We start from the raw sequence: 19,788 nt of genomic DNA on the forward strand, positions 1-19,788 counted from the left end.
CTCAGTTCCTCAGTATCCGGGCCGCGCCCGGTTCGAAGCGGATGCCGACCCGGGCGCCCTTCTCGAGGCCAAAGCTCTGACTCGGCTTGTTCTGCGCCCGCACCTTGAATATGCCGCGTCCCTCGCCGAGATCGACATCGAAGAATGTATCGGTGCCGAAGTAGATGATGTCGGCAAGCGTGCCGGACAGAACCGAATCGGGGCTGTCCGCTGCGGTCAGCACCGCATGTTCGGGACGCAGCATCAGCGTCACCTCGCCGGAGGCATCGAAATCCGCGGGCACGGAAGCGCCCACGATCTTCCCGTGGGGGAGTTCTGCCTGCGCAGACGTTCCCTCCCGCGACACGAGGCGTGCCGTGACGAAATTGGACTCGCCGATGAAATCGGCGACGAAGCGCACACTCGGCTGATCGTAGATCTCGCGCGGATTGCCGACCTGCAGAAGGTTGCCGGTTTCCATGACGGCAATGCGGTCCGACATGGTCAGCGCTTCTTCCTGGTCATGGGTAACGAAGACGAAGGTGATGCCGGTCTCGGCCTGCAGCCGCTTCAGCTCCACCTGCATTTCCTTGCGCAGCTTGTAGTCGAGCGCCGAGAGCGGCTCGTCCAGCAACAGCACCTTGGGCTTCGGTGCGAGCGCTCGGGCAAGGGCCACGCGCTGCTGCTGCCCGCCGGAAAGCTGGCTGGTCTTGCGGCCGCCGAATTTCTCCATGCGCACAAGCTTGAGCATTTCCGCAACCCGCGCGTCGATTTCCGCCTTGGGCCGGCCGAGCATCTTGAGACCGAAGCCGAGATTCTCCGCAACGGTCATGTGCGGGAAGAGCGCGTAGTTCTGGAAAACGGTATTGATCGGCCGCTTGTAGGGCGGCATCGCTCCGATCTCGTTCCCATCGAGCAGGATCTCCCCGGTGGTTGGAAACTCGAAGCCGGCGATCAGCCGCAGGAGCGTGGTCTTGCCGCAGCCGGAAGGGCCAAGCAGCGTGAAGAATTCGTTCTGGCGTATGGAAAGGCTGGCGCTCCGGACGGCGGTCACCGCCCCTTCGCCGGCACCGTAGGTCTTGGAGACGCTACGGATGTCGATGGCATTGGACGAAGGCATGATCTTTTCGTCACCCCTGTTTATGTTCCCCTTGGAGGGCAGAAGACCATGCTGCCCCTCCTTTGACAATGCTGTTTTCGCAATAAAACCAAGCGCTGCGCGTTATCCGTTTTGCCAATCGGAGTGATCGGAAAAACCGGTCCTTCCGCCGATCAGCGTGCCGCGAATGCCGAGCGTGTGGATCTCGGATGGCGCCACCGCTTCGATATCCCCCGACAGGAAAACGAGATCGGCAAGGTAGCCCGGCCGGATCATTCCCTTCCGGTCTTCGGCAAATTCCGCATAGGCGCCCTCTGCCGTATAGGCTGCAATCGCCTCGTCCAGCGAGAAGGACTGATCGAGATCCTCGGGCCCCCAGGGCTTCCGGTTGACCGCCGCCTCGATGCCGAGCACTGGCGAGATCGGAGAAACCGGCCAGTCCGACGCGAAGGGAATATGGGCTCCCGCCTCCTTCAGCGTGCGCCACGCATAGGAGTAGCGCCAGCGATGCCGGCCGATCTTCGACACGGTTGGCTCGAGGGGCAGGCCCATGGCTCCCGGCGGATGCGGAGGCTGCATGGAGGCGATCACGCCGAGTTCCGCAAAGCGGGCAATGTCGTCGGGGTGAATCACTTCGATATGCTCGATGCGGTGGCGGCTGTCGCGCCGGCCGTTGGCCTTCTGCGCCGCCTCGTAGGCGTCGAGTACTGCGCGCACCGCGCCATCGCCGATGGCGTGGACCGCAATCTGCAGCCCGCGACGGTCTGCCTCGATGACGGCGGCGCGGAACTTCTCTTCGGTGAACAGCGGTTCTCCATTCTTACCGTCATCGGCATAGGGCTCGACCATCACCGCCGTGCCGCTGTCGATCACCCCGTCATGGAAAAGCTTCACCAGGCCGGAGGAAAGGTATTCGTTGTTGTAGCGGGCCGCCATCTCGCTCGCGCGCTCCAGCGCCGAAAGCTCCATGAACGGCTTGAAGTGGAAGGGTATCTTGATGCGGCAGGGCAGGTAGCCGTCTTCCTTCAGCACGGCTTCGAGAAGCTCCAGCTGGTAACGGTTGCCATCCATGTTGTGGATCGAGGTAATGCCGTGCGCCGCGCAATAGGCAAGCCCGCGCCGCATCACGTCCATGTCCCGGCGGAAGGTCGCCTCGTCGGGATAGGGGTTGGGTTCGAGGCCGGTGGCGAGCCCCTGGCGAAAACGGTCGAAGCCGGAAATTTCCAGCAGCGGATTGAAGGCCTCCATCTCGCGCAGCTCGCCCGACGCCGTTCCATCGGCGGCCATGACGATCTCGTTGCCGGGCGGCACGGTTCCGCCATGCAGCAGGCCGGCCATCTCGAGGGCGCGGGTATTGGCCCAGGCCGTGTGGTGGTCATGGGCGAAGATGACCAGCGGCCGGTCCGGCATCATCCGGTCGAGGTCCTGGCGGGTCACGGAAACGCCGGTGCCGAGCAGCGTGTAATCGGCACCCTGTGCATAGAGCACCATTTCATCCGGCTTTTCCCCAGAATAGGCCCGGATCCGGGCCGTCAGTTCCGCTTCTCCCGAAACGCCGGCGAGCTGGAGATGATCCAGCTCCGCCGAGCCGGAGAAGATATGCATGTGATTCTCGGAGAAGCCCGGAAGTACGGAACCGCCCTGCGCATCGATGATGCGCGTATGAGGCCCCTTCATCGGTTCGATGTCCGCGCGGCTCCCCGCCTTCAGGAAACGCCCGCCGGCAATTGCAATGGCCTCGGCGCGGGGGTTGTCCGGATCCATGGTTTTGACCCGCGCATTGACGACGATGACCTCTGCGTAATGAGACATGATGCAGCCCTGCTGTGTTGACGATCCGGACACAGGCTAAGCGGACAGCAAGGCTGCTGGCAATGGAAGAAATTATACGGACACATAATTAGCCGATGGGCGAACCTGGTGCGCCCGCAGAAAAGTCCTGTTTCAGACTCAGTCCAGCGGACGGTCGCTGTGGGGAATGGCGCCGCCGGTAAGCCGCCTTTCCCTCCACAATCGGATGGCTTCTTCCCGTGTTCCCGCGGGATTTGCCGCGAAATAGGCGCGCAGATGCTGGTTATACTGAAACTGCGGTCCGATCTCGACGGAAGGTGTGGCCTTCGAGGCCCTGTACAGCCGAAGCGCATCGTCAAGTGTCGCTCCCGCCGGATTGCGGAACAGATCGCGCAGGCCCTGATTGAACCGGAAGGAATGGCCGAGATGGAGGACAAAGAAGGCGCGCAGCCGGGCACAGAGCTTCCAGCCCGTTCCGATGACCGTTGCGGGCGTAAGGTCGTCAGGCAGGGACGCCCGGGACGCGGGTGCTCTTTCCGTGGGTTGCGAGGTGGGAGTAGCGCCGGCGAGAAAGGCCCTGATCCGCTGCTGAAGCTCCTCCTTGCTGCCGGATCCGGGAAGGGCATGGGCACGGCAAAAAGCCGTCAATTCCGCCTTCAGCCAGTACCAGGCGTTAAAGCCCCGAATGCCTATGTCACGCGTGAGATCAGGCCTGCGATGTCCCATGGAAAGCCTCGATTCGCCCTTTAACACGAAGCGAAACCAAAACACCAATTAGGCAGAAAGGGAAGGAATGGTGGGCGATGAGAGACTCGAAGACTCAAATCTCTCATAATAACGACATTTAATATGCTGAATTAGTGGATATATCAGAATATCATAACTGTATGAATTGTGACGTTGTGACGGGTTGTGTTTTGTGACGCTATAAGCCGCGAAGACGATCCGCAATCGATACATTTTCGGTGAGCAATCGTTTTTACGACTTGTAGGCTGTGGATCTTCCATGGATACACTCCATGCAACCTTAAAGCAGGGGATGGAGCGGGAATGTTTAGAAAGATTGTAGTGTTTGGGTGCGCGGTTGTTCTCACCGGATGCGTAACACAAGAGCAAATTAAGAAAATCAACGCATCGGCGCGGCCCGCGACTGCAAGTGAGAAGGCGCTAATTGTTTCCGCCGCTCGCGATTATTTGATTGATCCCTATTCGGTGCGCGATGCTGAAATTTCCGATGTGCGGACGTTGCTCGATACGGGCTATCTAGCGGTTTGCGTGAAGGCCAATTCCAAGAACAGGATGGGTGGTTACACGGGACGAACGGCCACTTCCGTTCGCTTCAAGGACGGAAAAATCGTAGGTGCGCTACAAGATGCGCCGGGGTGCTATATGCCGGAAGTGAAATACTATAGCTTTCCAGAATTGGAAGCCCTGCGAAATCTTTAGGCGGATGCTCTCGTGCGATCTGCGTGTTGCCCGAGGCATCAACTTACGCGAATCGACAACCACAACCTGTTTTGTAAGGAACGTGAATGGCAAGGTGAGACACAACCTAAAGGCTGCTTAAGGGTGTGTCGTGCTTGACACGGTCGCCTAAAAGCCCCCACTTCTAGGTGCAAGGCCTTGATTCCTGTTTAGGCATAACTTAACTCTGTATGTGTTAGATGAAGAAAAGCAGTCGAAACGATCCGAAAACCAAGGTTGGAACTCTTGAATGCAAGGGTGACTATGCGGGTGTGCGACTATTCGGTGAGGCATACGATGAATTCCATGCACTTGATCCCAAGACTGACGAACTGAGCGTCAAAAAGCTCCGAACCATTTCCCGCTATTTCGAACGCTTCGTGGCGCTAGGGCCTACATCTCTTAATGAGAAAATGTTCAAGAAGCAGTCGAGAATCAAGATTGGTGGAACGGAGGTGATGATTTGGGAATTCAAGGCTTGGCAGTTTCGGATCTACGGCGTGATCGGGGAATACGAAGGTCAACGATGTTTTTTGGGCACTGCCTGTGACCCGGACAAAAAGAAAGACAAGGCCGATCCTGCGAAGCTTCGTAAGGCGGCAGAGGAATATCTGAGGATTACAAATGGCTAAGGCTAATCGCGTGCTCACTCCTTCTGAAATTATCGCTGCAGAGGATGCTCTGATGGATTTCCAGTTTGCAGTGATTGACGCACTCAACGCTCGTGGGATTTCTCAAACGGAGTTTGCGGAACTGCTTGGCGTATCGCGGGCGCGAGTTAGTCAGATGCTCTCGTCTGAGGCAAATCCGACGATCAAACTGGTCGGTCGAGCCCTCGACGTTCTGGGTCTTAAAGCGGAATACCGCAATAAACTGCGTAAGGATCCTCAGGCTGATTGGGAGGCCATCAAGAAAAGTAATGATAGCATCTATAGCCGCCGGCCCGGTGTTGCAGGTTGGCATGCCTCTCAAAGAGCTCCCGGCAATTTTAAGTCGTGGGTTCCGCAAAGCAAAACCGTTGCCAATGGTAACTACTGTGATTTGGAATTGGGCGCTGCGTAATGGCTAAGAGTGCTAAGAATAAAGCTAACAAAGAAGTTGATGAAAGAGTTGAGAAGTATAATGCGGTAGTGAGGGCTGCCGAGCTCCTTCACGTTCGACTAATAGATTTGAATTTCGACGTGCAGCCTGAGCTTTACGTAACGGCACCTGAAGACAGAGATCTCGGATATATTATCAAGGTTATGAGTGCACACTACGACGAAGAGTCTGGTCTTGCTGCATGCTTTGTCGATGCCGAAGTTACTGCTCACAAAGCCATTCAAAAATCTGACCTTGATGCATCGCCTGAAGAAGAGCAGCGAGTCGATGGTAACCATGAATCTGGCGATGATGAAGAAGCCGACCCACTCGTAATTGCTAAGGCTCGATACTCAGTCGCTTATGGCATTGAAGAGAAGTGTGATGAAGAGGCCGTGAAAATGTTCCTTAGGAGGGTAGGGGAGTTCACCTGCTATCCTTACTTTAGGTCGTTGGTCGCTCAACTGGATTGGGCCGCAGACACAAGTCTCCCCCCTCTTCCTGTGCACAAAGAGCGAGGCTTAAAAGGCGACGCAAAGCCTTAGAGTTGCTTGGTAAATACGGGCGGGCGGGGCGTAGTAAGCCCCGCCGCCTATCAGTTAATGACACGTATATTTTGTTTCCCAGTCTCCACTCGCTTCCTGTAGAGTGTATCAGTGGATCAAGCCTAATGTGGGAGCCGTTCAATCGCGGGCTTACAGGCGTTCCCACTCTTCGAGGGAAATCGGATTGACGATATGCCGTGATCCTTCCTTCGCCCTCAGTGCGTCGTCAATCGTGCTAAACCGTCGGGCGCGATTCCAGTCCTTCACATACTCGAAATGATCGAAATTCTGTGTTGCCGATACAAGGCACCCCTTCTTGCCGGGGACCACGCTAGGACTATGCAGTGCGAACATTTTCATCATCCTTTTTGATGTTTTCAGGCCAGATATCCCCATAGGTGCAAACCGCATCCCTTAGCCGGTCAATATCGGGCTTGCAGGTGGCGGGGCATTCCATTCCGCCTGAGACGATGAATTCAAAAAGTTGTTCAACAAACCGGGAATGGAATTCGGTGTTGAGGTAGGTCGTCGGCATTGCGGGTTTCTCCCTGTTGATTTGCAAGAATCATAGCAAGGCGAAACGATCTGTAAAGCTAAAAAGACAATAAAAACAAGTAAGTAAGCGGTGACTTATCCCGTCTAACCCCTGCCGGAAACGAATAGTCCAGGGCCGCTATTCCTGTTTGACTCATAACGGCCCGCTGAGAGGCATTTAGTGCAGGGTAGGGGTTGGTGCCGGGGAAGCCCTCGAAACGCGCCCGTGGGTCATTTTGGCCCGTTCTGCCCTATGCCGCGCTTCGGTGTCCCGGCGAAGGCTTTGGGAAATGAAGCTGATCTTCTCAGTCGAAAGAAGTTCAACCGTCCGCTGCCAATCCTTCAGGCTGTAGCTATGCCAGCGTGCGCCGTTATAAAGCTCCTTCAAATCAACCTGCCTTCCGCGCCCATAACCGGAGTAACGCCCTGCAAGAGCTTTGCCGCCCGAACGCTTCAGACAGGCGCGAAGCCTTGCAAGTCGCTCTTCATCGATAGCCGGAAGCACGATGCACCCATGAACGTGAATGCGCTTGTCAGGCGTGAATTCAAAGACGAACGCATATTCGAGGATGTAGCCGAATTCCTGCTTGAGAGACCGATTGATAGACCGGGACAGGGCGCGGGCAGGATCGCCGGAAGCTAAAAGCTGATCTGCCTTCCTCCGGGAGAAGTTCAGACTGAAGGCAATCCCTTCCTGTCGCTCAGCATTGCGGAAAGAAAGATGAAGGCGGGCGAAGCTATCGAGGTCTTCCCACGCGCCGAAGGTTTCAACCGGGCGCGGCTTGCGGATCGCTACGGGCTTCCAATGCTTGCGAATCGTTTCAACGATTTGCTGAAGGGTAGCGAGGGGGGAAGGGGATTCGGAGTAGAGCTTAGAGGGTTGTTGTGTATCCTCATCTACTACACCTTCCTCAGATGAAGGCGCAAAAGATTCCGGAATAGCCTGCGCTGTATGGGCTTGCGTAGCATTGTGCGCAGAAACTTGTTGCACAGTTTCGGGTTCAGCGTCGTCATCATCCGGCAGCGCGGCAACCATCGCCTCAAGCTCTTGAAGAAGTTCTTCAAGGCCGCAATCGCCGTATGTTTTTTGTCTAAGGTCGGGAGTCTTGTTCAGTTCAGAAGCGAGCGCGTAAAGATCGCTGAACTCCGCTCGATCTTTTTTTATGCGTTCAGACTTTTTCTGAATGAATTGTTCAATAATTCTGCTATACTGCATATCAAGTTCTTTCTTGCGAGAGAATGTAGGTTTGGAAACCCTAGTTACTCAGGCCAGCGCTTCCCCAAGCGCTGGCCTTTTACATAGTATAGCAGTCAGGCGACGGTTCCATTTAAATTAATATTTGATGATACATAAAATAATTATATTGCACCAAATTGGGCGCTGAATTAGGATGTTTTCAGATTGGTTGTGGGCATGGCCGATCCTCCAAAAAAACGGGTGTCTGGCGGCACCCGTTTTTTTCATCCCCTTCGTCCGTTATTGAGCATGTTTCCGGGGCGCATCTGCCTGCGTAGTTCATCCACGACAACGTTGCGCATAGTGGCGTCCATTTCCTTGCTTACCCTTTTGGCGAGGTCTTCATTCTGTTGTGGGGTTCCACCTGTCGCGTTCACGGTGACAGGTGCATTGATCTGAATATTCGGGGCTGCGCTACCAGCGTTTTTCAGTTTAAGCGGCCTATAGGATGGCGCGTTGCCGACAAATCCGCCATCCGCAAAGCCGCGAAGAGCGCCGTTATGCAGGGCCTCAAGGTTCTGAACGCCGATCCGGCTAGTGGCCTTCTTCGACATGACATACTCGCCGCGATGGACAACGCCTGCCGGAGCATATTTGGCACCATCGCCAGTGTAGCCGCCTTCGCTGAAGCCAAATAGCCCGCCGAGAATTCCGCTACCCATGCCACCGAATAGACCGGCAAGCGGGCCTTGCCCGAGAAGCGCCGCCTGAAGAGTGGCGTCAATCAGGCTGTTCAGGAGGTTCTGAACTGCCTGATTAAGGCTAGTCGTGCCGGTGAGCAGGCCGGAAAGGCTGCTTGTGAACGACTGCGCGAAGAACTGCTGAGCGTTTTTTAGCCCTTCAGCGCCCTTAGCGGTCTTCTGATTTTCGGTGTCCAGGCGCTGCGTGAGGGTGATCTGTTCGCGAAGCTTGGCAATCTCTTCATTCGAGAGGGTGATCCCATTTCGGCGGGCTTCCTCCTTCACGCGGAAAAGCTGAAGCTCAATTCGCTGTTGGCTTTCCGACATGCCGGAAATCGAGCGCTCGAATTCAGCAAGGCGAAGTCCTTCCTCTACAGACATATTCAGATTGCGGCGGGCTTCCGCTTGCTGGCGAAGGATTTCCGTTTGCCGCTGCTGGTTATCGGTCGGGGTTAGGGGCTGCGCACCCGTCGCGGTCCCGGTGTAGGCGTTGCGAATGGTGGAATCATCCACGCGGCGCAAACCTTCCCACTCGTTGCGAAGTCCTGCCGGATCATTGCCACGACGCCGAAGAAGGGCGCGGGCAAGCTCGTCTTGGGTCTCCTGATCAAACATGCGATCACCTGTGAGCCCAAGCTCTTGAATCAGGCTTTGCAGTGTCGTGCGAGTGATCTGATAGCGGCCTACCGCTGACGAATTGAAGGTGTTCGCTGGGTGCCGAAGCATTTGCGTTTGTAGGGCTATGACCTGATCAAGCGTCATGCCAGTGAGGTTGACCGCGCCCCCGGTGAATGCGCCGTAGCCAAGGGTTTCGTTATATCCGCGCCCCCTGTCGGTGCCTTCAGCCGCGCCGATCAGATCAAGCATGTTGGTATTGATGCCGAAGGTGGCAACGCTACGCGCCCGGTTTGCAAGGTCCGTTGCGTTCAGCACTTCGCCCATGGTTCGGGCATTCGCGACGGCACGCTGATAGGCCGCGTCAATGCCGGAAACATCGCTCAGGCGGTCCATTTCCGTCTTGAGGTCTGGAAAAAGAGCCTTCAGTTCCGAAAGTGCTGCCTTGAAGTTCTGAGCGCTGTTCGTGTTGCTGTCGAAAGAACCGGACATGCTGCGGCTTGCTGCGCTCAGTTCCTTCAGGGCGTTCTTAAATTCATCCGAACCGCCCGTTACGTCATGAATTTCTTCTTCGATGGCGCGAAGATCGGCCTGAAGCTGTTTAAGTTCCAGTTCCTTGCCGATACCTTCAAGAGGATTTGCCCGCTCCCGTTCTAGCGCCTTCAGGATTTCGGCCCGCTTGGCTTCAAGCTCCTTCAGTCGGTATTCGGGAGAGTTGAGCCGTTCCGCTATCCGTGCCTTAAGGTCGCGGTTCGGGTCGGTGATATCTTGAATAGCTTCCATGATTTGTTCGGCAACGCTCACCCCGGCAATGGCAGCCGACTTCGAGTTGACGGTGAAGTTCCGCCACATGGTTTCCCACTCAGCATCGATCTTCTTCGCCGCTTCGATTTGCTCATCGCTGAAGGTAGCGGCTTCAGATCGCAGCTTTTGGACTTCGGAAACGGACATGCCGAGAACCTTGGCAAGCTCTTCCGCGCCGGTTCCGCCAAAAACTTCATCAAGGATGCGAGTTTGTGCGGCCTTGTCGAGAGTGCGTAGCTTGCCGATAATCTCATCCATGAACCGGGAAGGGTCGCGAAGCCGTTCGGCAACGTCTGAAACCGTGTAACCAAGCCGTTTGAAAGCCTCTTCAGCGCTACCCTTGCCAGTTCGGGCGAATTCATCGCCGCGAATGTTCAGTTCCTTTAGGGCGTCGGTCATGCCGTCGATGGACATTCCGGTAGCGGTCGCGACATAGGACCATTGCTGCCAAACCTTAGCGGAAACGCCTGCCTTGCGGGCTTCGCGGTCAACTTCGGCAATAGAAGACGCGATTTCCTTTACGGCGATCCCGGCACCCGCAATGGCAGCGAAAGCCGCGCCACCTCTTGCGAAAACGCTCATCGCCTTTTCAAGCTTGCCGCCCATCCGCTCGAATGACTTGGAATAGGTATCTTCAAGCGCCTTCGCCGATTGGCGGGCGCGAGTTTCCATGGCGTTAGCGCCGCGTCGCTGAATAGCGTTCGCTTTCGCCATTGCCTTTTCGAGCTTGTCAACGCGGCCTTCGATATCGACCACAAGGCCGGGGAGAAGTTCAGTCATGGATTATACCTCAAATGAAAAACAGCCCGTCGCTATCCGGGTCGTTGTATGCGGAAAGGTTAGATTGACCGGCAACGGCGCGGGAAACGGCCATCGCGGCGGCAACAGCGCCGTCAATACGGTCGGTTTTCTTGCCCTTGTGCATTCGCACAAGGCCGGTGTCGTTGCGGCTGGCAACGACGCTGTCAAAATGATGGCGAAGAACGGGGTGCCCGTTGTGCCGGATGTTGCGACCGTTAACGACGCGCTCCAGATCACCGATTGCCGGACCCATCGTAAGCGGGCCTTGGCGCATTTCGACAACAGGAATGCCATCATCATGAAGGCGCTGCATAGTCATGCGGGCAAGATGCGGGTCAAACGCCACTTCATGAACATGAAAGCGGGCGCATAGCTCTTTGATTTGGACTTCTACTGCGGTTGGTTCGATAACAGGCCCGTCGATCACCGTTATCAGTCCGTCCGCTTGCCATTGTTGATAGGGCACGCCATCCCGTTCGGCGCGGGCTGCTAGATCTTCCCCCGGAACAAAGAACCATGGCTGAACAGATACGCGTCCGTCATCATGTCGCCATGCCGCTACTACCGCCGCAAGGTCGCCGTTCATCGCCATATCTACGCCGATGTAGCAGGGCAGTTCTTCCATGTCGGACAGGTCAAAAGGAACCTTCCCAAGGTCATACGTGGACATGTCAAACAGCGGATCGCGAGAATGGGCCTGCCAGATGTTCAAATTGAACTGCTGAAAGGCGAAACGTTCGGCGGGGCGCTCTGAAGCTTCCTTAGCCGCTGAGCGCAAACCGTTCAGATTTGGGAAGCCATGCGCAAGGCCGGGATTGATCCGATGCCAAAGGGCTTCATCCTGCCAGTCATCTTCGGAAGAAGCTTCAAAAATGATCGGCAGATAGGCGGGGTTGACGATCTCCCCGAGCGCCACGCGGCGGGCATAGTCGTATTCCGCAAAACCCAAGTTCTCGCTGCCGCGACCTGCCGTTGTGGCAATAACCATGAGCGTTCCGCTTGTTTTGACCATGCCCGACTTAAGGGCCTCCCAAAGCTCGCGGCTCTTCCAAACATGTATTTCGTCGACAAGCACGAAAGCGGGTGTTTTGCCATGTTGCGCCGCGCCATCGCTGGAAATTGCCTGAAGCTCTACACCTTTGGCCTTGTAGGCGATCTTCTTCGCGCTGTTGTGGGCGTCATAAATGCGGGTCGCATTGATCAGCCGCTGATCCATACGGACTATGTTCGCGGCCTCTTTGAAGCCAATACCCGCCTGTTCGCGATCTGAAGCCGCAAATATCACCTGTCCAGCCGGGACATGCTCCGGCCCGATGGTGTGGAGAAGAGCAAGAGCAGCGGCAAGGCTGGTCTTCCTGTTGCCGCGTGGAATCATCCAGAAGACAGTTTCAACGATCCTCCTGCCGTCTGGGTGGCGCGGGCCATAGATGCGCCGAACCATCCGCTCTTGGAATGGGTGAAGCTGAAATGCCTGTTTCGGCGCCGCACTGTTTGGGTGGCGAAGGGCGCGGAGAAACCGAACAGCCCGCTCGCCATAACCAAAAGGATCGTCAATTGGGCTGTTGTCAAATATCCACTCTGGATAGGTGCTTTTCTTCGCCATCAGCGCACCATCAGCGGATTGTCGCTGTCATCATCATCGGTGCCAGCGCCACCCAAACGGGTGCGAGAGACAGGCGAGAGGCCGTATTCGGCTGCAAGCTGCCGAGCGGTTTGCATCGCCCGGTTCTGCATTCCGAAAAGGACCTTATCCAAGCCGGATGTCTTGAATAGAGTCTCGATCTCGCGCACGCGGCCCACGGCTACGCAATAGTTTTCGAGGCCGGTAAGGTCGGATTTGGTAATAATGCGGCCCGCAATCAGGCGCGGCATGATGCGTTTCCACTCAGCCTTAGCCTCATCTGTCATCCAATCGGGTGCGCGTGGCGCTTTGGTGAGGGGGTATAGATCGGGACTAATGGTCGGCTTCGCGCCGCGAAGGCTCTTCATTTCTTCACAACCGCCCTGATTTCGAGCGCCCGCCGCCTACCGATTTCGGTAATGCCGGTAACGCCATAGGCGCGGCCTTCAAACATGATGCGATCCGCGCCGCTAATGCCGGGAAGGTAGCGAATGCGGAAAGTCTTGCCGTCCGCATCGGCTTCCCCAAAACCTTCGGCTTCTTCAGCGATTTGGCTGGAAAGAAGCTCAGCGCGAACCGTGGCAAAATGCGTCCAGGCGGTGAGGGTGTCGCCGGTTGGCGCAACGGTCGTGGCGCTGCGCTCTATAGCAATGATACGGTCAAGTTTGCCGCTACGCATCAAAGCACCCAACGAACAAAGGCTTCGATAGAAAGCACGCCATGCCCATAATCCGGGTCGGGATCGCGGGGAAACGTGGTGCGGGTAATGCGGAAATGGTCGCATTCGCAGCCCGAGAAAGTCGGGATACGGTCAAGGGCGTTCGCAACGGCAAAGGCGATTGCTTTCGCCGCGTCGTTTCCCTGCTTTAGAGTCCAAACATGCAAATCGAGGTAAACCCATGCGGCCCGCTGAGCGGTGTAATCGCGCCCATGTAGAACCGTGTTGCCGTCGCTCATGAGAATGCAGGGCGTTTCGGTAGGGCGGGTGCCGCCTGCTCGAATGCGATTGGGGCTAACAAGCGCGGTGACTTCCGGGCTTGCCACAAGCGCCGAACGAATAGCTGTCTGAAGGGCAAGAGTAGGTTCAAGCATCGCTCTTCTTCCTCTTGAGTGCGGCGGAAATTGTCCGCTTTATGCGCCGTTCGATGCGGGGCTTTGCGGTTCGCCAGCCGGGAAGCATGAAGGGTTGGGCTTCAGCCTTGGAGGTTCCGAATTCGACCATGTGCGCATATCGAACGTTCTCGTTCCCCACGGTCACAAGAACCTGATTCTCGCGTGCAACACGCCGCCCGCCGCCTGCTGCATAAGCAGGCGTTGTTTCGCCGGGTGCTGTAACGGAAATGCTATCGATCAGTGCGCCGGTATCGCGGGAAGCTTCCGCAAACGTGCGCATGTTATCCGCTACCTCATCGCCGCTCTTGAGAAGGGCAGGGCGCAACGCGGCTATGATCTCGCCGGGAATAGCTTTCAGGCGCTTTTCCAGCGCTGCCGATTGTTCGGAAAGGGGCTTATTCCGGGACATGGCCTGTCACCTCTTTACGGTAGGGGCGAAGGAAATCGACAACGCCGAAGGGCAGGTAATCCGCGCTCATCCCGATAAGGACGGCTTCCCGGTTCTCATAAAGGTGCGCTGCAAGCTGAAGGATCGCTTCCGTGATCGTTGCCGGGAAGGGATTGAAAGATGAAAGCGGCACGCCGAGGTAGGCAGCGGCATATTCTTCCGCAGCTGCAATTTTGTGGGTCAGGAGGGCGTCATCGGTCGCGTGATCGATGTTCAGTTGCGACTTCAGAAGCTCAAGGGGAACGAAAGACATGGCTATTTAGCCCTCTCTGAAAAAGTTATTTCGGAAATCTCTTGCGCGGCGCTCCCCCCGCCGGTCCCGTGAAGATCGGACAAATTGGAAACCACCCCCCGGTTACGGTTGCGGCTTGACGACTTTCGGCGGGCGCGGGGTGCGGTCACGGCTTCTTCCAGAGTCATGCCGCGACGGATGCGCCTATGTATGCCAGAGACAGTAATGCCGATTTGCTTTGCCCATTCGTGGAGGGGCTTACGTTCACCGTTCGCGGTGACAAGGGTGCGGCTAGCATGTTCCACTTTTCTCTGACCGAGCCGAATTGCTTCTTCTGGCCCGAATTTAGTGCAACGGCGCACGAATGAGGCGTGAGACAAGTCGAGGGACTTTGCCCATTCGTGCGCCTGTTTGGTGACGCCTTCAAAGGTGATCAGCCGATCGCGCGGTAGGGTAGGGTTCTCAGCCTTCCGCTTGCGATTCTGATAGCTTCTGTCCGCTTCTGCTCGAATATGTTTGAAGCGTTCAGCTTCTTCCTTTCGGCGGGCTTCGGCATAAGCGAATGCGCGAGCGCGAAGTTGATCGCTTTCGTGGCGGAATTCTTCTTCATCGATCTGTCGGGCGCGTTCAGCGGGTGTCATCGGCTGCGCTCCTGCTTCTGCTTCCTACTGTTGTGGCAGCGGGCACAAAGGGCCTGCCAATTGGTGCGGTCCCAGAAAAGGCGCGGATCGCCTTTATGCGGGGTGATATGGTCAACGACGCTTGACGGGTTATCGCAGCCGGGGAATTGGCAATTTGGGCGACGCAACAGGAATTCGCGGCGGGCAATATCCCAAGCGCGGTTATAGCCACGCTCGCGGGCGGAAGGCCGCTTGCGGTCGTGGCGCTGTTTGCGTTCACGGTCGGCTTTCTGCTTGCACTGGCAACGGGTGCCGTGCGGGACAATGCGACCACAGTTGCAAAGGTGAGGGGGCTTCATAGCGCTCCCCCAAGACGTGCCCGAAGAGATAGCAGCGCGCGCCGGTCATATTCGGGATCAAGCCCGTTTTGTTCGTTTTCGCGTGCCTGTTCAGGGTCGATTTCCGGGATGCTATCTGCCGAACCATGGATAGCTCGAAGCATGTCCATAGCGCCCGAATAGGCGTTCAGAATTTCGGAAGGGGTAGCATTCCAAGCGGTTTCCGGGGTCCAGTGCAGCCAGCCGGTAGCAATGCGATAAAGATCGCGGAAAGCTTCGGACCATGGCTTAGGAGCTTCGGAAGTGGGCTTTGCGGTTGGTTCGGCTTCAGGAATGAAGGCGCGGCAAACCGCTGAAACCGATGGCATTGCGGACGTGTAAAAGTTGTCGAGGGGCAGGCGCTCCATCGCAGCAAGATAAAGGCTTGCTTCGTCCCGGTCGGTTGCCGTGTTCATGACTACGGCTTTGATCGTGGTGAGGTCGAACTCATCGACATGACGGAAGAGATTGGAAAAGCCGTCATGTAGGCGTTCAAGTATAGTAGCGGCCCGCAAAGAGGGGCGCATTCGCACGGTGACAAAGCCGTGCGAGATTGCGAATTCCTCATACGCGGGCCGATTATCGCTCATGGATTAAGCCGCGATCTTCAGCTTGCGGAAGGCTTCCGGGCGCACCACGCCGGCACCGACGCGGCGGCGGGCGTTGAAGCGAACGATACCCTGCTCAGCAAGCGAATAGGGGTTCGCCATTACAGAAAGTTCGACACGGTCATAGATACGGTAGCCGGATTTGAAATCACCAAACGCAATAGGGAAGGCGTTGGCGGCAACATCCGGCATGTCGACAAGCTCCACGACGGGGCGACCGAGGATAGTTTCCGGCTGTCCTGCCTGAAGGCCCGGCTGCCAAATGTAGTTGCCGGTCGTGTCCTTGATCGAACGAACTACCCCAAGGGTCGTGCCGTTCATGACCCAAGTTCCGCTATTTCGGAAGGTCGCCGGAAGCGAATACATAAGTTTGATGAAAGCGTCTGCCTGAAGAATGCTCGCGTGTCCGTTGTTCGAAACAACGATATTGGCGTCGGTCATAAAACCCTGCGGTTCGTTGGCTGTAGAACCGGACACAAAGGAAAGCCCCTCCTTCGCGCCGAAATCTTCAGCAAGCGCAAGGCGAACTTCCGCTTCGATATCGATATCGGAATCTTCAATCATCCAGTTCGATAGATCGACATAGGTTTTGATTTCCCGAATCGGGATTTCCATCTGGTCGAATGCGGGTTGCGAGGCGGTCGCGGGAGTGACTTCCCCTGCCCATGTTGCGTTAGTAACGCCAGTTCGCTTGTTAAGCTGAACTGTATGGGTGCTGGTCGTGCGCACGTCAGCGATGGAACGAACCGGCGAGAACTGCACAAGGTTGCGAATGAAGTCGCGCGAATTTTCCTTCGGCGCGAGAACGTATTTCGGGGCGTCACCTGCAACGGTGAGCGCCTTCCGAAGGCCGTTTGCCTCCATAGGGATTTCACCCGTTCGCAGATAAGATGCATAAGCTTTCTGTAGATCGTTGTCGTTCCCCGCTTCGGGCTGGTTGTTGTTGACGCCACGGATGCGGTTCGCTTTGGCTTCCATGGCGTCCATACGGGCCTTGAGAAGGTTGACTTCGGTTTCGCTGACTACGGCGGGGTTCGCTTCTGCCGAGTATTCGACGGTTTCGGTATGCATTGGATTCTCCAGATGGGATTTAACGAGGGTGACACGAGCGCCCGGATTGACCGGCCGTTTGCAGATGGAAATTTCGGTGATGTTCGCTGCCTTCACGATGCGCCCGCCTTCGGGGCGCATGTCGAAGTCTGTCGCGCTGCCAGAGATTGACAGTCCGCCAATCTCTCCACGCTTCAGTTGGGAGTGGACATTTCGAGCCAGCGGCAGGCTCTCGACAAAGAGCCTTCCCTTAACCAGAAGCCCATTGTCGGTATCTTGGAACTCTTCCCAAACGCCTATTGGCTGAGCCGGGTTATGCTCCAAAATCATTGCAATACTGCACGGAAAAGCGAAGGCTCCCTTTTGGATGAGGTCGCCTTCCGTATCAGGAGCGCCATAGGGCCATGCGATTCCGGTAACGGTTCCCGCGTCGTCTGCCTGAGCTTGTGCTTTGATAAGAATGGACTTGGAATCGGTCATGCTTCCACCTGTTCACGTGCATCATTCATCGCAGCGACTTCAGCTTTGCCGGTCCATCGGGCGTCAAGGATGTCGAGTGCTAGGGGGAATGTCTCATCAAACGGACGATCTTTGCCGTAGGTGTCGACTAGGCGCTTTGCGGCTTCCGGTGACGTGCCGCCGCCAATCAGCCCAAGCCGGATGATTTCCAGAAGGTCGGCAAGGCGGAAATTTGAATTCACAACGCGCATGTAGAGCGCCCCGATTCCGGTAGCGGTCTTTGCCTGAAGCTCTTCAATCATGGGATCGGTGAGGGCAAAGGTGTATTCAGCGTCACCGAAAAAGGCCGTGTGCTTCATTCGGCGCACTCCAGCTTGATCTCGCCAATCTCTTCGAACGGCAGGCTGTCCATGAAGTTGCGAACGGTTTCGTTGATCACTTCACAGATGGCTTCGCGAAGGATCGGGATAAAGCGTTCCTGAACGGCACGTTCGAAAGCTTCGGTATCGGCTTCGACTTTGAATGAGAGGTTTTTCATACGGGTTCATCCTGCGCCGGGTCGGCGGGCTGGTCGGTAGGCGTGGTAATGTGCGGATTGGAAAGGCTGTCGCCTTCCGGGTGCGGCTGAAGGTTGAGAAGGGCGCGAACTTCATTTGCAGTCATTGCGCCCATTGAGCGATATTGACCGAGTGCCGTGGCCTTCTTGCTGAAGTCTGTCGTCAGAAGATCATCGGTGACAAATTCGATGTAATACCGGGCACGCTCTTCTGGGGTGAGCAGCACGCGGGCGTAAGCCCACGTCCAGGCGGTGAGCCACGGCTTCAGCGTGATCTGATAGAACTGCCGCGCCATTTCTTCGGTGTTCGACCATGTGCCGCGTGTAAGCTCGAAAAGCATGGTGGGCGGGACATTGAAGACGCGGGCGATTTCACGGATTTGCTCAAGCCGGTTTTCCGCAAACTGAGCGTCCGTAAGGGTCATCGCTATTTGCTGATACTGCATCCCCTCATCGAGAATTGCCGTGCCGCCCGAATTGGAACCGGAATGTGTGCTGAACCACCCGGCGCTCAGCTTCTTCTTCGCTTCAGCATCCAGTGATTTGGTAGCGGTGATGATGCCGGAAGGGCGTGCGCCGTTTGCGAACAGTCGGGCAATATGTGCTTCGAATGCCATCGCGAGGCCGATAGCTTCCCGGCCCGCATCTATGGGCGAGATGCCGCCCGGTGGCTGGATGTGCAGAACATCGGTGTATTCGAGACGAATATTCTGCCGCCCTGCATTCACTACATAGAATGGCGTTCCATCATCATCAAAATCACAACGAACAATCGAGGGGTCTATTCGCTGAAGCTCGAGAGGTCGGCCATCGAAAGAGCGGACAACATGCGCGAAGCCCTTACCGTGGAGAAGAGCATCGCGTGTAAGCGTCGCGCGGAGTTGAGCAGCGCTCGTAAATTCGTTGGCTTCATCATGGATCAGCTTGTAAATCGGGTGCTGCTTTGCCGCACGTCTATCGTCACGCGCAAAAAGCTTGGCCGGAAGGTCCCCTACCGTTTCCGAAATTTTCGAAATCGCGCACGATACCGCTGGAACGTTGATCGCATTCTCGGGTGTAACTGCCATACCCGATTTATTCAGCACTACCAGACCGAAAGCATCTCGCGCCTCCGGGAAGCCAAAGGCTTTTCTAATCAGTGCTTTCGCGCCGCTAAGGGCCATGGACGATTATCCTCAATTAACTTGAGGAAAATTGTCTCATGTTGAGATTCGCTTGTGAATCCCTAAAATTAGAAAATATATAATAAACTACATTATTTTATCTGGAATGCTTTGATTTTGTCCATTTCAGCCGCAAGGCCGGGAAGCATAACTTCACTGCGGCCATAAAGTTCGTCTGAACGTCCGGTCGTGCGGCCTGTCAAATAGGCCCTTGCTCCATCTGAAACCCCGTCTCTTCTGCACAGATCTTCGAAAAGGTGCCGCCATCCATGGTTGGGCGACAATTCCGGGTGCTTTGACAACGGAATACGCTCCCTAACCCAAGTGCTTAGGCGCGGCTGAATTTCGATTTCTTCCTTAGTGTCACCTCTGAACAAGCGTCCCGTGGGGGCTTGCTGGACGAAGTCGATCAAGCCTTCGGCCAAAAGTGCAGAGTGAACAGGGATACGCCGTTCGCTGCTTTCGTTCTTGAGAGTTCTGTTGCCCGCGGAAGTTACAGCCCAAAACCATCGGTCTCCGACTTTAAAGAAATCTTCCCTGCGAAGGTTTCCCGCTTCCTTGATCCGCATCCCCGAATAAGCGCAAAGCCATGGAATCCAGCGGAACATAGGCTTAATTTCCTTTCGAGCCGAACCAAGAATTAGCTCTGCCTCTTGCATGGTGTAGGCGCGAAGATGCGAGGGCGCTTTCTTGTAGTCCGGTGGCTTGATTCCCTTGAGCGGGTTGCCGTTCGGAAAGAACGTGTCGGGATTGGCTTGTCTTCCCCAATTCAAGACAGTGCTTACGTTCTGAAACATCGTCTTGATTGTGCGGTTCTCCATGTGTGGACGGCCCGTGGAATGCAAGACTCTGTATCGATGGGATCGGTCAGGTTCAGTCATGTGTCCGGCCTTTTATCGTGGCATTGTAGCC

Annotated in this window: 24 protein-coding genes; 4 read left to right on the forward strand and 20 right to left on the reverse strand. The window is 56.1% G+C overall.

Features of this window, described 5'->3' with window-relative positions:
- Position 1: 1 nt before the first annotated feature.
- The 3 genes from GGR23_RS21525 to GGR23_RS21535 form a co-directional block, all read right to left on the reverse strand.
- Positions 2-1,099, reverse strand: coding sequence for an ABC transporter ATP-binding protein (locus tag GGR23_RS21525; protein ID WP_183368391.1), 1,098 nt, complete (start codon positions 1,097-1,099; stop codon positions 2-4).
- Between the two features lie 102 nt (positions 1,100-1,201).
- On the reverse strand, positions 1,202-2,890 hold the full coding sequence (locus GGR23_RS21530; RefSeq protein ID WP_183368392.1) for an amidohydrolase: 1,689 nt from the start codon (positions 2,888-2,890) through the stop codon (positions 1,202-1,204).
- Positions 2,891-3,028: 138 nt separating this feature from the next.
- Entirely contained in the window at positions 3,029-3,595 is a 567-nt protein-coding gene (locus GGR23_RS21535) for a DUF6434 domain-containing protein (RefSeq protein ID WP_183368393.1), read from the reverse strand.
- A gap of 324 nt (positions 3,596-3,919) precedes the next feature.
- Here GGR23_RS21535 and GGR23_RS21540 point away from each other — a divergent pair, with 324 nt between their 5' ends.
- From GGR23_RS21540 to GGR23_RS21555, 4 genes are all read left to right on the forward strand, one after another.
- Positions 3,920-4,315: a hypothetical protein gene (locus GGR23_RS21540; RefSeq protein ID WP_183368394.1), complete on the forward strand. Its 396-nt coding sequence runs from the start codon at positions 3,920-3,922 to the stop codon at positions 4,313-4,315.
- Between the two features lie 218 nt (positions 4,316-4,533).
- Complete coding sequence (locus GGR23_RS21545; protein WP_183368395.1) at positions 4,534-4,965, forward strand: hypothetical protein; 432 nt, start codon at positions 4,534-4,536, stop codon at positions 4,963-4,965.
- Complete coding sequence (locus tag GGR23_RS21550; protein WP_183368396.1) at positions 4,958-5,395, forward strand: helix-turn-helix domain-containing protein; 438 nt, start codon at positions 4,958-4,960, stop codon at positions 5,393-5,395. The genes GGR23_RS21545 and GGR23_RS21550 overlap by 8 nt, the downstream gene beginning before the upstream one ends.
- Complete coding sequence (locus tag GGR23_RS21555; RefSeq protein WP_183368397.1) at positions 5,395-5,958, forward strand: hypothetical protein; 564 nt, start codon at positions 5,395-5,397, stop codon at positions 5,956-5,958. The genes GGR23_RS21550 and GGR23_RS21555 overlap by 1 nt, the downstream gene beginning before the upstream one ends.
- 337 nt (positions 5,959-6,295) lie before the next feature.
- Here the strand turns inward: GGR23_RS21555 and GGR23_RS21560 are convergent, their stop codons facing one another.
- The 17 genes from GGR23_RS21560 to GGR23_RS21640 form a co-directional block, all read right to left on the reverse strand.
- Positions 6,296-6,493, reverse strand: a complete 198-nt coding sequence (locus GGR23_RS21560; RefSeq protein ID WP_183368398.1) for a hypothetical protein — start codon at positions 6,491-6,493, stop codon at positions 6,296-6,298.
- A gap of 177 nt (positions 6,494-6,670) precedes the next feature.
- A complete protein-coding gene (locus tag GGR23_RS21565) occupies positions 6,671-7,708 on the reverse strand; it encodes a hypothetical protein (protein ID WP_183368399.1) in 1,038 nt (345 codons plus the stop codon).
- Between the two features lie 245 nt (positions 7,709-7,953).
- A complete protein-coding gene (locus tag GGR23_RS21570) occupies positions 7,954-10,608 on the reverse strand; it encodes a phage tail tape measure protein (protein WP_183368400.1) in 2,655 nt (884 codons plus the stop codon).
- Positions 10,609-10,618: 10 nt separating this feature from the next.
- Positions 10,619-12,232 carry a terminase large subunit gene (locus tag GGR23_RS21575; protein WP_183368401.1) on the reverse strand — a complete coding sequence of 538 codons (1,614 nt, stop codon included), beginning with the start codon at positions 12,230-12,232 and terminating at the stop codon, positions 10,619-10,621.
- Positions 12,232-12,618, reverse strand: a complete 387-nt coding sequence (locus tag GGR23_RS21580) for a phage terminase small subunit P27 family (RefSeq protein ID WP_183368402.1) — start codon at positions 12,616-12,618, stop codon at positions 12,232-12,234. Before GGR23_RS21580 ends, GGR23_RS21575 begins: the two co-directional genes overlap by 1 nt.
- Entirely contained in the window at positions 12,615-12,929 is a 315-nt protein-coding gene (locus tag GGR23_RS21585) for a head-tail adaptor protein (RefSeq protein ID WP_183368403.1), read from the reverse strand. The genes GGR23_RS21580 and GGR23_RS21585 overlap by 4 nt, the downstream gene beginning before the upstream one ends.
- Complete coding sequence (gene gp17, locus GGR23_RS21590) at positions 12,929-13,342, reverse strand: tail completion protein gp17 (RefSeq protein ID WP_183368404.1); 414 nt, start codon at positions 13,340-13,342, stop codon at positions 12,929-12,931. Before gp17 ends, GGR23_RS21585 begins: the two co-directional genes overlap by 1 nt.
- Entirely contained in the window at positions 13,335-13,772 is a 438-nt protein-coding gene (locus GGR23_RS21595) for an HK97-gp10 family putative phage morphogenesis protein (RefSeq protein ID WP_183368405.1), read from the reverse strand. Before GGR23_RS21595 ends, gp17 begins: the two co-directional genes overlap by 8 nt.
- Positions 13,759-14,064 (reverse strand): head-tail connector protein, encoded by a 306-nt coding sequence (locus GGR23_RS21600; protein WP_183368406.1) that lies wholly within the window; start codon positions 14,062-14,064, stop codon positions 13,759-13,761. The genes GGR23_RS21595 and GGR23_RS21600 overlap by 14 nt, the downstream gene beginning before the upstream one ends.
- Before the next feature lie 2 nt (positions 14,065-14,066).
- On the reverse strand, positions 14,067-14,684 hold the full coding sequence (locus GGR23_RS21605) for a hypothetical protein (RefSeq protein WP_183368407.1): 618 nt from the start codon (positions 14,682-14,684) through the stop codon (positions 14,067-14,069).
- A complete protein-coding gene (locus GGR23_RS21610; RefSeq protein WP_183368408.1) occupies positions 14,681-15,022 on the reverse strand; it encodes an HNH endonuclease signature motif containing protein in 342 nt (113 codons plus the stop codon). The genes GGR23_RS21605 and GGR23_RS21610 overlap by 4 nt, the downstream gene beginning before the upstream one ends.
- On the reverse strand, positions 15,019-15,630 hold the full coding sequence (locus tag GGR23_RS21615; protein WP_183368409.1) for a hypothetical protein: 612 nt from the start codon (positions 15,628-15,630) through the stop codon (positions 15,019-15,021). Before GGR23_RS21615 ends, GGR23_RS21610 begins: the two co-directional genes overlap by 4 nt.
- Positions 15,631-15,633: 3 nt before the next feature.
- Positions 15,634-17,178, reverse strand: a complete 1,545-nt coding sequence (locus tag GGR23_RS21620; RefSeq protein WP_183368410.1) for a phage major capsid protein — start codon at positions 17,176-17,178, stop codon at positions 15,634-15,636.
- Positions 17,175-17,516, reverse strand: coding sequence for a gene transfer agent family protein (locus tag GGR23_RS21625; protein WP_183368411.1), 342 nt, complete (start codon positions 17,514-17,516; stop codon positions 17,175-17,177). Before GGR23_RS21625 ends, GGR23_RS21620 begins: the two co-directional genes overlap by 4 nt.
- Positions 17,513-17,695, reverse strand: a complete 183-nt coding sequence (locus GGR23_RS21630) for a hypothetical protein (RefSeq protein WP_183368412.1) — start codon at positions 17,693-17,695, stop codon at positions 17,513-17,515. Before GGR23_RS21630 ends, GGR23_RS21625 begins: the two co-directional genes overlap by 4 nt.
- Positions 17,692-18,876: a phage portal protein gene (locus tag GGR23_RS21635; protein ID WP_183368413.1), complete on the reverse strand. Its 1,185-nt coding sequence runs from the start codon at positions 18,874-18,876 to the stop codon at positions 17,692-17,694. Before GGR23_RS21635 ends, GGR23_RS21630 begins: the two co-directional genes overlap by 4 nt.
- A 92-nt stretch (positions 18,877-18,968) precedes the next feature.
- On the reverse strand, positions 18,969-19,697 hold the full coding sequence (locus tag GGR23_RS21640) for a site-specific integrase (RefSeq protein ID WP_183368414.1): 729 nt from the start codon (positions 19,695-19,697) through the stop codon (positions 18,969-18,971).
- Between the last annotated feature and the right edge of the window lie 91 nt (positions 19,698-19,788).

Source organism: Gellertiella hungarica, assembly GCF_014197145.1.
GTDB lineage: Bacteria > Pseudomonadota > Alphaproteobacteria > Rhizobiales > Rhizobiaceae > Gellertiella > Gellertiella hungarica.

What these genes read in the sequence shown, in the direction of transcription:
- GGR23_RS21525 (WP_183368391.1), bottom strand. Translation starts at nt 1,099, where the DNA reads ATGCCTTCGTCCAATGCCATCGACATCCGTAGCGTCTCCAAGACCTAC.
- GGR23_RS21530 (WP_183368392.1), bottom strand. Translation starts at nt 2,890, where the DNA reads ATGTCTCATTACGCAGAGGTCATCGTCGTCAATGCGCGGGTCAAAACC.
- GGR23_RS21535 (WP_183368393.1), bottom strand. Translation starts at nt 3,595, where the DNA reads ATGGGACATCGCAGGCCTGATCTCACGCGTGACATAGGCATTCGGGGC.
- GGR23_RS21540 (WP_183368394.1), top strand. Translation starts at nt 3,920, where the DNA reads ATGTTTAGAAAGATTGTAGTGTTTGGGTGCGCGGTTGTTCTCACCGGA.
- GGR23_RS21545 (WP_183368395.1), top strand. Translation starts at nt 4,534, where the DNA reads ATGAAGAAAAGCAGTCGAAACGATCCGAAAACCAAGGTTGGAACTCTT.
- GGR23_RS21550 (WP_183368396.1), top strand. Translation starts at nt 4,958, where the DNA reads ATGGCTAAGGCTAATCGCGTGCTCACTCCTTCTGAAATTATCGCTGCA.
- GGR23_RS21555 (WP_183368397.1), top strand. Translation starts at nt 5,395, where the DNA reads ATGGCTAAGAGTGCTAAGAATAAAGCTAACAAAGAAGTTGATGAAAGA.
- GGR23_RS21560 (WP_183368398.1), bottom strand. Translation starts at nt 6,493, where the DNA reads ATGCCGACGACCTACCTCAACACCGAATTCCATTCCCGGTTTGTTGAA.
- GGR23_RS21565 (WP_183368399.1), bottom strand. Translation starts at nt 7,708, where the DNA reads ATGCAGTATAGCAGAATTATTGAACAATTCATTCAGAAAAAGTCTGAA.
- GGR23_RS21570 (WP_183368400.1), bottom strand. Translation starts at nt 10,608, where the DNA reads ATGACTGAACTTCTCCCCGGCCTTGTGGTCGATATCGAAGGCCGCGTT.
- GGR23_RS21575 (WP_183368401.1), bottom strand. Translation starts at nt 12,232, where the DNA reads ATGGCGAAGAAAAGCACCTATCCAGAGTGGATATTTGACAACAGCCCA.
- GGR23_RS21580 (WP_183368402.1), bottom strand. Translation starts at nt 12,618, where the DNA reads ATGAAGAGCCTTCGCGGCGCGAAGCCGACCATTAGTCCCGATCTATAC.
- GGR23_RS21585 (WP_183368403.1), bottom strand. Translation starts at nt 12,929, where the DNA reads ATGCGTAGCGGCAAACTTGACCGTATCATTGCTATAGAGCGCAGCGCC.
- gp17 (WP_183368404.1), bottom strand. Translation starts at nt 13,342, where the DNA reads ATGCTTGAACCTACTCTTGCCCTTCAGACAGCTATTCGTTCGGCGCTT.
- GGR23_RS21595 (WP_183368405.1), bottom strand. Translation starts at nt 13,772, where the DNA reads ATGTCCCGGAATAAGCCCCTTTCCGAACAATCGGCAGCGCTGGAAAAG.
- GGR23_RS21600 (WP_183368406.1), bottom strand. Translation starts at nt 14,064, where the DNA reads ATGTCTTTCGTTCCCCTTGAGCTTCTGAAGTCGCAACTGAACATCGAT.
- GGR23_RS21605 (WP_183368407.1), bottom strand. Translation starts at nt 14,684, where the DNA reads ATGACACCCGCTGAACGCGCCCGACAGATCGATGAAGAAGAATTCCGC.
- GGR23_RS21610 (WP_183368408.1), bottom strand. Translation starts at nt 15,022, where the DNA reads ATGAAGCCCCCTCACCTTTGCAACTGTGGTCGCATTGTCCCGCACGGC.
- GGR23_RS21615 (WP_183368409.1), bottom strand. Translation starts at nt 15,630, where the DNA reads ATGAGCGATAATCGGCCCGCGTATGAGGAATTCGCAATCTCGCACGGC.
- GGR23_RS21620 (WP_183368410.1), bottom strand. Translation starts at nt 17,178, where the DNA reads ATGACCGATTCCAAGTCCATTCTTATCAAAGCACAAGCTCAGGCAGAC.
- GGR23_RS21625 (WP_183368411.1), bottom strand. Translation starts at nt 17,516, where the DNA reads ATGAAGCACACGGCCTTTTTCGGTGACGCTGAATACACCTTTGCCCTC.
- GGR23_RS21630 (WP_183368412.1), bottom strand. Translation starts at nt 17,695, where the DNA reads ATGAAAAACCTCTCATTCAAAGTCGAAGCCGATACCGAAGCTTTCGAA.
- GGR23_RS21635 (WP_183368413.1), bottom strand. Translation starts at nt 18,876, where the DNA reads ATGGCCCTTAGCGGCGCGAAAGCACTGATTAGAAAAGCCTTTGGCTTC.
- GGR23_RS21640 (WP_183368414.1), bottom strand. Translation starts at nt 19,697, where the DNA reads ATGGAGAACCGCACAATCAAGACGATGTTTCAGAACGTAAGCACTGTC.